Annotated in this window: 7 protein-coding genes; 3 read left to right on the forward strand and 4 right to left on the reverse strand. The window is 70.1% G+C overall.

The features are described 5' to 3' along the window. Positions 1–39 precede the first annotated feature (39 nt). The gene (locus HW274_RS09895; protein WP_185988727.1) at positions 40–2,094 is read right to left on the reverse strand and encodes a rhamnan synthesis F family protein; all 2,055 of its coding nucleotides are present in this window, start codon (positions 2,092–2,094) and stop codon (positions 40–42) included. Between the two features lie 123 nt (positions 2,095–2,217). Beyond that, positions 2,218–4,635 (reverse strand): N-acetylmuramoyl-L-alanine amidase, encoded by a 2,418-nt coding sequence (locus HW274_RS09900; RefSeq protein WP_185988728.1) that lies wholly within the window; start codon positions 4,633–4,635, stop codon positions 2,218–2,220. Between the two features lie 412 nt (positions 4,636–5,047). Between HW274_RS09900 and rfbB the strand changes: the two genes are divergently transcribed. Both rfbB and HW274_RS09910 read left to right on the forward strand, forming a co-directional pair. Beyond that, positions 5,048–6,043, forward strand: a complete 996-nt coding sequence (gene rfbB, locus HW274_RS09905) for a dTDP-glucose 4,6-dehydratase (RefSeq protein WP_075254727.1) — start codon at positions 5,048–5,050, stop codon at positions 6,041–6,043. Positions 6,044–6,315: 272 nt separating this feature from the next. Further along, positions 6,316–6,657, forward strand: coding sequence for a type II toxin-antitoxin system HicB family antitoxin (locus tag HW274_RS09910; protein ID WP_075254729.1), 342 nt, complete (start codon positions 6,316–6,318; stop codon positions 6,655–6,657). 24 nt (positions 6,658–6,681) lie between these two features. Here HW274_RS09910 and HW274_RS09915 read toward each other — a convergent pair whose 3' ends face one another. Further along, positions 6,682–8,748 (reverse strand): DUF6541 family protein, encoded by a 2,067-nt coding sequence (locus HW274_RS09915; protein WP_075254730.1) that lies wholly within the window; start codon positions 8,746–8,748, stop codon positions 6,682–6,684. Between the two features lie 31 nt (positions 8,749–8,779). Continuing rightward, positions 8,780–10,084 (reverse strand): nucleotide sugar dehydrogenase, encoded by a 1,305-nt coding sequence (locus HW274_RS09920; protein WP_075254731.1) that lies wholly within the window; start codon positions 10,082–10,084, stop codon positions 8,780–8,782. 102 nt (positions 10,085–10,186) lie between these two features. Between HW274_RS09920 and HW274_RS09925 the strand changes: the two genes are divergently transcribed. Then, on the forward strand, positions 10,187–11,848 hold the full coding sequence (locus HW274_RS09925; RefSeq protein WP_256692518.1) for an asparagine synthase-related protein: 1,662 nt from the start codon (positions 10,187–10,189) through the stop codon (positions 11,846–11,848). The last annotated feature ends 43 nt before the right edge of the window (positions 11,849–11,891 follow it).

The following is an 11,891-nucleotide window of genomic DNA, read 5'->3' on the forward strand; positions in this document are numbered from 1 at the left end:
GAGGTGCGGGGAGCACCTCACGGTATGCTAACACCTCGCTCATTCCCCTTTGTCTCCCTCCCGATGGCGGCCGACACCGCGCAAACGTCTGCCGGCACTCGTCGCGGCGCGCGCCAGGCCTGAGGCCCCGCCGGTCAGGTAGCGGTAGGCGGGCTTGAGAGCACTGCCCATAGCGGGGTGGTTGACGTCGACGTAGGTGCGCACCCGGGCGCCGACTCCGGCCAGCGGTCCGAACCGGGCCTGAAGGAATCTGACCTGCTCATCAGTGTGGGCCGGCAGGTCCGCGGTGACGACTCGATGCTTGTAGGCCAGAGCCCCGTAGAGCCGCCCGGCCCAGGCCGGGGTGAGCACCTCGCGGGGGTGGAAGCCGCTGGACATGGCCGCATAGACGGTCAGCAGCTCGAACACCTCGGCGGCGCGGGCGCGCCTGAGGCGCTCGGCAGACTGCTCGGCTCCGCCGGCGGCCTGATCGGTCAGCCGCACGAGCTCCTTGGCCCCCTCACTCAGGGTGCGCAGCGCTTCGGGGCGGGCCATGAACATCGCGCCGGGAGGAACCACAGGGGCGAACGGATCCAGCTCGACGCTCAGGCCGAGCCGCCGAGACAGGGCCTTGGCGGCGCCGGCCAGCCCGTCCCATGTGGGTCCTGCGTGGGCCCGTCCGATGTGGCCGGCAGCGGGCATGGCCACGCCGAGGCCGGGGTGACGCGCGAAGAGGTCGATGAGGCCGGCCGTGTACCCCGGCGAGTCCAGCAGGCAGTCGAGCGCCTGCCGGTGAGCGACGTCGTCGGCCCGCGTACCGGGGCCGGGCGGGGGCTCCACGGTGATCCGCAGGACCAGGGCGTCACCTTCGTCGCTCTCGTCACCGTCGCCGCCGCCGGCGGCGCGCCCGGGATCCCAGAGGTCGTCGCACTGGGTGAGGAAGGCGATCGTGCCCCGCGGGTCGAGATCGCGCACCAGGCGGAAGGACACATCCCCTTCCCCGTGCGCTGAGTCCTCCTGCGTGTCCTCCTGGGTAGGACGGCGGCCGGTGACCCGCTCCAGGTCGGTGGCATCCAGGTGCGTGGGCGAGGTGACTACGACTCGCCAGTGCACCGGCAGGCTCGCCAGGCGCTGGGCCAGGCCATCGGCCTCGGCGCGCTGCACCGCCTCCCTCCCGGCCGGGACGTGGACGACGACGCAGCCCGCGGGCCGCTGCGCAAGCGAGTTCGCCTCGACGCCAGTCCCCGCGACCCCGGGGATGCACCCGGTCACGACCTCGGTGAGGCCTGCGTTGACGATGAGGTCGCGGGCGGCCGCAGTGTGGACGACATCGGACAGGATGAGGTCCTCGCTGTAGCCCGCCGCGACGGCGGCTTCCAGCAGCTCCCCGCCGACGACGGCCTGGCGGTCCTGGTGGAGCGGGTCATGGAAGAGGGCGCGGCGCTTGAGCAGGGGGCAGCCGTCGGCCAGCAGCGCCGGGGCCTCCTCGATGGCCGGGTTCTCCGAGCGGTAACGGTCCACGGGGAAGGCGACCTCCCAGGCGTGGCCGAGCTCGGCGAAGTGGCCGGTGAAGCGCGACTCATGCCACTGGATGGAGTCGCGGTAGGAGGTGACCGGTGGCATCTGCTCCCAGTACTCACGGAAGGCCGGGTCCGTCAGGAGCCTGCGGCGCACCGCGATCCAGTGGGACTGGAGGTGGCGGGGCAGCTCGCGCTGGGCGAGGAAGGGGTGGGGGCGCATGGCGGCGTGCTCGGTCATACCCCAGAAGGAGATATCGCCCCAGTTCGCGGCGCGGGCAAGGACCTCCTCCCAGGGCCGCAGCGGCGCGTAGTAGGTGTGGTTGGTCAGGATGAGCTCGTCGAAGTCGGCGAGCTGCTCCCAGCCCAGGTGCTCCAGGCCTGCTCGGTAGGCGCCGGCGTCGAGTCCCTCATTGGGGCGCTGAAGGATCTCATCGCAGCAGGCCGCCAAGCGGGCGCGGTCTGCCTCGCTGATGGGTGAGTTGGAGACCAGCAGGATGTGGTCGGCGTGGGGCCGCAGGGAGCTGAGTGCGGCGACGACGTAGTCGCGGACCTGATGATGAGGATCGAAGTGGAAGTAGACGAGTCCTCGGTTCATGTGGAGGTCCTTCCCGGCAGGTGGTCGATGAAGGCGGCTGGTAAGGAAGCGGCGAGGCGGCCAGTGTCTCATGAGCTGTCTCATGCACTTCTGGCCACCTCGCCGCTCCCCCGGTGCGGAATGTCAGCGGATGGTCACCTTCCCGTTGGGCGCCGCGGAGATGCTGCCCTTCTCAAAGGTCTGGGTCATGGTGCCGTCGGCCTGGCGCACTGCGCGTCCGGTGGGCAGCCCCACCTTGGAGTGCTCCCAGCCGGAGGCCGCCCAGGCGTTGAGGATCGAGCCGTGGATGAAGCTGACCCGGCCCCCGGGGCGCCAGTAGGCGATGCCGCCTTCGAAGATCTGGTGACGACTGCCACCGACTCCCGCCACGCCACCGCTGCGCGGGTAGCCCATGGACCCGGTCTGATAGCCGTAGGCACCCCAGGCACTGAGCACCGGCTCACCCACGAACTGCGCACCGGTCGCCGGGCTCCAGTAGCCCACCCCATGCTCGAAGCGCTGGAACACCCCACCCTTGGTGGAGGCGGTCTCGTTGGAGGTGGGAAGCCCCAACCAGGAGCGTTCCCAGCCGGCAGCACCCCAGCCCGTCAGGATCGGACCACGGATGAAGCTGACCCGGCCCCCGGGGCGCCAGTAGGCGATGCCGCCTTCGAAGATCTGGTGACGACTGCCACCGACTCCCGCCACGCCACCGCTGCGCGGGTAGCCCATGGACCCGGTCTGATAGCCGTAGGCACCCCAGGCACTGAGCACCGGCTCACCCACGAACTGCGCACCGGTCGCCGGGCTCCAGTAGCCCACCCCATGCTCGAAGCGCTGGAACACCCCACCCTTGGCAGAGGCCTGGACACCGGAGGTGGCCGCTCCGATCCAGCCGTTGGCGCCCAGCGCACCGCGCAGAGCGACGGCTCCCGGATGGTCCTGGGGCACGGTCGACGACGCACTACTGCTTCCTCCCTGCGGGGAGGAGCCCTGCGCCTTGGCGATGGCGCGGATGGCACCGAGCTTGGAGTAGCCGACGTTGCCGGGGCAGGTGGTGTAGCCGACGTCGCGGTGCCCGAGGATGCGGGGCATGGAGATAGTGGAGCCGGCCTGGTAGCGCTCGGTGGTCCACACGTGCAGGCCCGCCCAGCCGGTGACATCGGAGATGCCGGCTCGTTTGAGGAACCATCCGGCCATCTTGCCCACGGAGCTCAGCTGGGCGTCCGAGGGGGACACCGTGCTGTAGTCCCCCATCATGGAGATGCCCATGGTGCCGGTGTTGACGCCGCGGGCGTGCGCCCCGATGCTCATCCTGCCGGCCGGCGCCGCCACGGAGCCGGAGCGCCCCTCGAAGACGGTGCCGAACTTGTCGACGAGGAAGTTGTAGCCGATGTCGCCCCAGTCCAGGACGACCGCGTGGTAGTAGTAGATGCCCCGCACGATGGAGGCGGACTGGCCTGCTGAGTAGCTGTTGGTGCCTGCGGTGTGGTGGACGACGACGTGGCCGGCTCTCGCGTACTCGGGATCCCAGCTCATGTAGGAGGCATTGGCCCCCCACTCGGCCCGGGTGGTCACCGCGACCGGCAAGCCATTGGCGGTCGTCGCAGCCGGTGCGACGACAGGCACAGCGGCTGGCGCAGCGGCTGGTGCAGCAAACGATGCTGCGGCCGGCCGGGTGACCGATGCGGGGCTCGCGGGCAGCGTCATGGCGACCGGATCCACCTGAGTGCCCTGGTTCTCAGTGGCGGAGGCATCCTCGATGACGGGGGTCGGTGCGGCCTGGGTGGTCGTGAGGTCGTCTGCACCGAGGACCTCCTCGCCCTGCGGGCGGGAGGGGACCAGGGCCAGCTTGAGCCCGGCGGGAAGCGAGCTGCCCACGACGGAGGCCTGGATCGCGTCGGCCCCGCCGGTGACGAACTCCCCCGTGCCGGGGGTGGCGCGGTCGTCGCGGCCGGAGTCGGCCGCCTCACTCAGGTACCAGGGCGACCAGCTCCCGTTCTCCCGCACGCGCAGGTAGATGCGTACGCCGTCGGGCAGGTCGGCGCCGCCGGTCCAGGTGAAGCCGGCGACGAAGAAGCGGTCGACCTCGAGGGGGTCGGTGAGCAAGGCGGCGTCCGCCTGCGGGTCCGTGGCCGCCGGCAGGATCGACGGGACCGGCGCGCCGGCTGCCCCCGTTGTTTGAGCGAGGGCGGGCACGGTGGCGGTTGCGCCGAGCACCGCCGCCGCACTCGCCGAGGTGGCATCGGCCGAGCCGGAGCCCTGCCCCGTCGAGGCTCGAGCGTCGTCGAGCCCCGACTGCGCAACCTCGGTGGCCTGCCCGCTAGCGGTGGTCAGATCGAGGATCTGCACCGGGGCGGGGGCCTCGCCCTGACCACCTGCGTCGCCGGCGCCCGGAGCGGCACCGGCCGCGGGGACCAGGCTTGACAGGAGCAGCGAGGTCAGGGCGATGAGCCCGGCGGAGCGGCACGCGTGTGCGCGGGCGCTGAGACCACCGGCATGGCCACTGAAGCGATGGCCGCCGCGTGGAGCGATGCGGCCAAGAGCGCGAGGGACGTTCATGGGGTTCCTTTGAGGTGATACCGACGGGCGTCCATCAGGCCTCACCATCAGAACCGACGACGCGCTCCCTCGAGAGGCACGAAATCAAATTTCTGAGCAATTTCCAAGAGATTGCTGATAGTTTACTGAATGTCACGGAGGGTCCTTGACGGCGACGACTGCATCGGCACTCAGAATCCCGGAGACCGCCAGCTCACCCCGCACTTTTTCTTGAGGCTCCGCGGTTTTACCGGTTCACGACGCGTCTATTGCAATCCGATCTCACCACCCCGGAGGCCCTCGGTCAGGCCACGCCGTCCCGACGACCTCGCCCTACAACCGCCCGTGGGCTCGAGCGCACTCCTGTGGCATGATGGCGTCGGCCATGATGGGCGCTCAGCGCCCGCAGTTCCCACGTATCGGAGCGAGTTCTATGCACGTCCTCATCACCGGAGGCGCCGGCTTCATCGGCGCCAACTTCGTCCACCAGACCCTGGTACGCCACCCCGATGCCACCGTCACCGTCCTGGACAAGCTCACCTACGCGGGGAACAAGGGCTCGCTGGCGGACCTGGGTGACCGCGTCACGCTCGTCGTCGGGGACATCGCCGACGCCGATGTCGTCGACCCGCTCGTCACCCAGGCCGACGTCGTCGTCCACTTCGCAGCCGAGTCCCACAACGACAACTCGCTGCGCGACCCCTCCCCCTTCATCCAGACCAACCTCGTGGGCACCTTCACCCTGCTGGAGGCTGTGCGCCGCCACAAGGTGCGCTTCCACCACATCTCCACCGATGAGGTCTACGGGGACCTGGAGCTGGACGACCCGGCTAAGTTCGAGCCGACGACGCCCTACAACCCCTCCTCCCCCTACTCCTCGTCCAAGGCCGGAAGCGACCTGCTCGTGCGCGCCTGGGTGCGCTCCTTCGGCGTGGAGGCCACGATCTCCAACTGCTCGAACAACTACGGGCCCTACCAGCACATCGAGAAGTTCATCCCGCGTCAGATCACCAACCTCATCGACGGCGTGCGCCCCAAGCTCTACGGCGCCGGCGAGAACGTGCGCGACTGGATCCACGTCCTGGACCACAACGACGCCGTGTGGGACATCATCGAGAAGGGCCGCATCGGCGAGACCTACCTCATCGGCGCCGACGGCGAGAAGAACAACAAGGAGGTCGTCGAGCTGATCCTGGAGCTCATGGGCCACGCTCCCGACGACTACGAGCACGTCGCCGACCGCCCCGGTCACGACATGCGCTACGCCATCGACAACTCCAAGCTGGTCCAGGAGCTCGGCTGGGTGCCGAGGTTCACCGACTTCCGCTCCGGTCTGCAGGCCACCATCGACTGGTACCGGGACAACGAGGCCTGGTGGCGCCCGCTCAAGGCTGAGGTCGAGGCCAAGTACGCCGCTCAGGGGCAGTGACCGGGCGACGCCACCATCGAGCCGCCATCAATGAGTCGTGACGTGTGGGGTCCCTGCGGGGCCCCACACGCGTCTCCGCCCCTGTGTCCCGCCTCCCGATCCGGCCGCCTCGGCCCGCTCACAGCACGCCGAGGAGGCCGAGGTCATCCCAGTGCAGATGGCCGGTTATACCCTGACCCACGACGCCGACTGCCTGCCACCCGCCAGCCGGGAGGCGCGAATGCACGTGCGACACGTTCTCGCCGCCATAGAGAAGAGGGAGAGACGGAGACATGAGTACAGCCATCGACACTGCGAGGTACAGCTTCCGCGTGACGTGGTCGGCGGAGGATGACGAGTTCGTTGCCACCTGCGTTGAGTTTCCTTCACTCTCCTGGCTCGACGGAACCCCTGAGCTGGCATTGTCTGGTTTACGCAACCTTGTCAGCGAGGTGGTCGCCGACCTCCACGCGTCAGGGGAAGCGGTGCCGGAGCCTCTATCGACCCGCCACTACTCGGGTAAGTTCCAGCTGCGCCTCGGCGAGGACCTGCACCGACGTCTGGCCATGGAAGCAGCAGAGCAGTCCACCAGCTTGAATCAGTACGTCGTGCGAAAGTTGGCCTCAGTCTCCTGACTCAGGATCGTGGAGCAAGCCCCCTCAGTCGCAGGCGGTGATGCGCCACAGTGAGGTGCCGCCCTGGGAGTCGATGAGCTCGAGCCCCTCGCTGGGGATCCGGGTCAGCGGGGCGTCCCAGCGCAGGGGGGCTGCGCCTGCCACGGAGCCCGCGGCCGTGGCGTCCGAGCTGCTGTAGAAGTAGTGCACGCCCAGCTGGTTGAGGAGCGCGCAGGTCCGGGAGCCCTTCTGCCCCAGGGTGGGCCAGGCAGAGGGCAGGGTCGCACCCGGGGTTCCAGGTGCTGTCTGGTCACGGGTCGGGTAGACGACGTGGACCCCGCCCACGGACCACAGGTGGGCGGCCCCTCGCGATGGCGCTCCGAGGACGACCGCGTCCTGAGGCAGGACGCTCCTCGAGCGCGCAATGAGCGCCAGGGCGTCCTCGGTCAGCAAGGTCCCGTACTTGATGCGCTGCGGGTCGTAGACGGAGGCGACGAGGTTACGCTCCAGGGGGACCCGTGCCGCCACCGGCAGAAGTACAAGCGCCGCCAGCATGGCCACCGCCGCACGCTGCGGCCGGGCCCCGCCGACCCGTGAGGCCAGTCGACGCAGCAGCCCCCACAGTCGTCGTCCAGGTCGCCCGGCCCCGGCCTGCGCCATGAGGACGAGCGCCGGCAGGATGACAAGCGGAAGGATCCGGGCCTTCTGGAGGTACCAGGGCGCTCCGAGCTGACGGCCGGCCCACTGGGGTCCCCCCACAAGGACCACAAGCAGCAGCGACAGGAGCCACATGACGAGCCAGGGGCGCTGATCCCGCTGTGCACGTGCCGACCATGCCGCCCCCAGGGTGAGTCCGCCGAACACGATCCCGACGGGCACGGAGGCCCCCGGGACTGCCCCATACATCGGCAGGTCGATGAGCGCCTGCCCCAGGGTCGCCACGATGCCGCCCACTCCCCCGGCCGGGCGCTGATAGCCCAGGACAGAGGCCAGGGAGGCGCGCATGACCCAGGCCCCCACGACCAGGACCAGCACGGACGCAACCGCTCCGGCCACCAGGAGGGCGCGGCCGCCCCGCCCGGCGGCGCAGCGACGCCATCGGGAGACAATGAGGTTGACCAAGAAGGGTGGGCTCAGGACGGCGAGGTTGAACAGGCCGGTGCCGTGCGCGGCCACCACGCCGCCGGCGGCGGCCAGGGTGAGGAGCACCAGTGTCAGACGCAGGCGCCACGAGGCGGTTTCCTGACGCAGCAGGTCGTAGAGCACGAGGACGCCGGGAAGCCCCGCAACGCTCAGGGCGTAGGGCCACACTGCCAAGGCCGTCATGGGCAGCAGTGGGAAGCCCACCACTGCGGCGCTGAACGCCAGCACAGCGGCGACCGCGCAGGTCCGTTGCCTGCGGTGGACTCGCTCCGTCTCCGAAGCCCGAGTGGCGTCGAGACCGGTGGCCCGGGCGAGCAGCCCCAGCAGGCTCAGCGGCCAGACCACCGCGGTGAGGGCCAGCACCCCCGCGGTACTGACCGGGGCCGGACCGCCCGGTGCCAGCGCCACCGCCCCGTGCCAGACCGTGGGGTAGTAGACGGCGCGGCCGGAGTACAGGGCGGACAGGCCCCCCAGCATGGAGGCGTTGCCGCCCTCGCGGATGGCCGCCACCGCGTTGAGGTGGAAGGTGGCGTCGAAGGCCTGCGCCGGGTAGCCGGGGCTCGGCAGGACGGACAGGATCACCCCGGCCGGCAGGGCAACGGCCACGCTCAGGCCTGCAGCCAGGATCGCCCACTCGGCCCGGCCCGGCGACGCCGCTCGTCGCGCATGCTCCGGTGGGGCACCGACGATCAGTCGTGCCATCAACGCCAAGACCGCCGTCAGACTGGCGATCACCGCCCACCCCCAGGGGAGCCAGGACAACGCGAGGGTGTGGGCGAGGATTTCCGCCGCCGCGATGATCGCCGAGCCGAGTGCGGGAGCCACTGCCAGCGACGGCAGTGCGGCAAGGTGCGCCGCGCGGCCCACGATCCAGCCGGGCACCAGTAGCAGACCGGCCACGACGAGCGTGGCGGCCGTCAGGATCCAGCCGGAGTCTCCGGACAGCCCCGCCGCCACGCTCGCAGTCATTCCTTCTGCCGACCTCAGAGCGCCTCCGGGGTCACTCGCCTCCGCCGATGGTCAGGCGCGGCACACCGGTCCACTTGGTGGCGTCGGTGGCGCGGCGCCCGTCCAGCAGGAGGCGCAGCCCGGGCAGGTCGGTGGCGGAGAGCTCGCCGTACTCGGGGTGGTCGGCCTGGACGATGGCGACGTCGACCTGCTCCCCCAGGTGGTAGGGGGTCCAGCCGAAGCCGGCCAGCTCCTCGTCGGTGTACATGGGGTCGTGAACGAGGACCTCGGCGCCGGCCTCGCGCAGGGCCTCCACGGTGGGGAAGACCCCGGAGAAGGCGGTCTCCTTGACCTTGCCGCGGTAGGAGGCCCCCAGCACGACGACGCGCAGGCCCTTGAGCGAGCCGAGCACCTCGGTGGCCCGACCCACCACGTAGGCGGGCATGGTGGCGTTGAAGGTGCGGGCGGTGCGCACCACGGAGGCGTCGGGGTCGGTGGACAGGTACAGGCGCGGGTAGACCGGGATGCAGTGCCCGCCCACCGCGATGCCGGGGCGGTGGATGTGGGAGTAGGGCTGGGAGTTGCAGGCCTCAATGACGCGCTCGATGTCGAAGCCGGCCTTGTCGGCGTAGACGGCGAACTGGTTGGCCAGGCCGATGTTGACGTCGCGGTAGGTGGTCTCGGCGAGCTTGGCCATCTCGGCGGCCTCGGCGGTGCCCATGTCCCACACGCCGTTGGGACGGGGCAGGTCGTCGCGCTCGTCGAAGTCGAGGACGGACTCGTAGAAGGCGATGCCGGCCTGGGTACCGGCCTCGTCCAGACCGCCCACGAGCTTGGGGTAGCGGCGCAGGTCGGCGAAGACGCGGCCGGTGAGGACCCGCTCGGGGCTGAAGACGAGGTGGAAGTCGGTCCCCTCCTTCAGGCCGCTGATCTCCTCGATCATGGGCTTGAAGCGGCCCCGCAGCGTGCCCACGGGCAGGGTGGTCTCATAGGAGATGAGGGTGTTGGGGGTCAGGTGGGCGGCCAGGGAGCGGGTGGCGTCGTCCATCCAGGCGAAGTCCGGCTCCCAGGTGGCGTCGTTGACGAAGAGCGGCACGACCAGGACGATGGCGTCGGCCTCGGGGATGGCCTCGGCGTAGTCGGTGGTGGCGCGCAGGGCGCCGTTGCCGGTGGCGGGGCTCAGGGCGGCGAGCTTTTCGGCCAGGTGGGCCTCGCCGGGGAAGGGCTCGATTCCAGCGTTGACGGCCTCGACGACGGCGGGGTTGACGTCGACCCCGATGACCTCGTGGCCCTTGTCTGCGTACTGGACGGCCAGAGGCAGTCCGATCTTGCCCAGGGCGACGACGGCGATGCGCATACGGGTTGGTCCTTCCGACGGATCAGACTGAGGCTCAGGTTGATGCTCAGATGGCGGCTCGGGTAGCAGCCCTCCGTATGATACGGCGCTTACCATGTCCACATGCACGACTTGGACCACACGGACTGCACGGACACGTCCCCTTCCGGATACCGCCTTCACCTGACGTCTCCGACGTGGACACACGGTCCAGCGGGCACTGAGCCCACAGCGTCCCAGTACCACCTGTGGCGACCGCTACCGCCCGGGTCCGGTGACCTGGAGTCCCTGCGGCGCGAACAGCCCGAGCGGCGCACGGGGGCCTGGACACTCATCGAGGCCGATGACGGTCTCGTGCGCCTGACCACGGACCGCACCCGTTCCCACCACCTGTTGTTCACCCGCGCAGGCGACACCTGGGTCATCAGCGACGACCCCGAGGAGCTGCGCCGCCACGCCCCGACCTGGGTGCGCGACGAGGAGGCCGCCGAGGTCTTCCTGCACTCGGGCTTCACACCGGGGACGCGGACACTGGCCCACGAGGTCTACGCCACCCCGGCCGGCTCGGTGGTGGAACTGCGCCCCGACGGCACCTGGAGCAGCCGCTCGTGGGAGACCTACCGGTACGCCGCCGACCCGATCACCTCCCCGGAGGAGTTTGCGGGCGTCTTCCGCACCGCGCTCGACATCGCGGTCGAGCGCGTCCTGCAGGACATCGACGGCCGCCAGATCCTCGTTCCGCTCTCCGGTGGGCTGGACTCCCGCCTGCTGGCCGTCTGGCTCAAGCGTCACGGGGCCCGCGACGTGGTGACCTTCACCTACGGGGTGCCGGGCAGCTCCGAGGTCGCCATCTCCCGAGGCGTGGCCGAGGCGCTCGAGCTGGACTGGTTCACGGTCGACCTGGACCCCGCCGAAGTGGCTCGTACCTGGGCCGGGCCCGACGGCATCGACTTCCAGAGGCGTACCTGGGGCCTGACCTCCCTGCCACACGTCCAGGACTGGTACGCCCTGCTCCAGATGCGCCGCAAGGCCCTGATCGACACCGATGCGGTGTTCCTACCCGGCCACACGATCGTCGGCAACATGCATGACGAGCACCTGCTCGAGGGCAGCCCCTCACGCAGCGAGGTACTCACCGCTGTGGCCCACCACCACTCGCTGCTTCAGGGGGACCGAGATGCGTGGCGCCACCTGCCCCTGCTGCGCCGGGCAGTGATGCAGGGAGCCCAGGAGGTCTCCTTCCCGACCAACCCGGGCGAGGACCTGCCCGGAGGCGGACGCTGCATCCAGGAGCTCCTGGAGTGGGTCAACCTCCAGGAACGTCAGGCCAAGTACATCAACGGGTCCTTCAAAGCCTACGAGGCCTTCGGATACGGCTGGGCGCTACCGATGCTCGACACCGAGATGTGGCACGCCTGGCTGCAGGGATCGGAGGAGCTGACCGCCACTCGCGACTGGTACGCGCAGTTCACGGCGGAGGTCTACGGCGAGGCGACAGGCACTGCCTCCCAGCTCTTCGAGGCGCCGGCCGCGCGGATCCCGGCTGGACCGCGGCGAGCGCTCATGGCAGCGCTGACCGTCACCGGCACCCGCACGGCGCTGTCCCGAGCGGTCTCCATGCGCACCATGCTGCACCACCCCATGGCTTTCGAGGCCTTCAACGCCCCCATGCCCTACGCCGAGCAGATCCTGCGCATGGCCAAGGGGGCCGCCTCGACGGGTCTGTGGACGCGGCTGTTCCTGGACGGGACCTGGGGCGCCGAACCCGTCGCCCCCATGAGCTGAGAGCTCTGAGAACTCATAGGCCCCGATACGGGCGCCGTCAGAG

This window comes from Actinomyces sp. oral taxon 169 (assembly GCF_013394715.1).
Classification (GTDB): domain Bacteria; phylum Actinomycetota; class Actinomycetes; order Actinomycetales; family Actinomycetaceae; genus Actinomyces.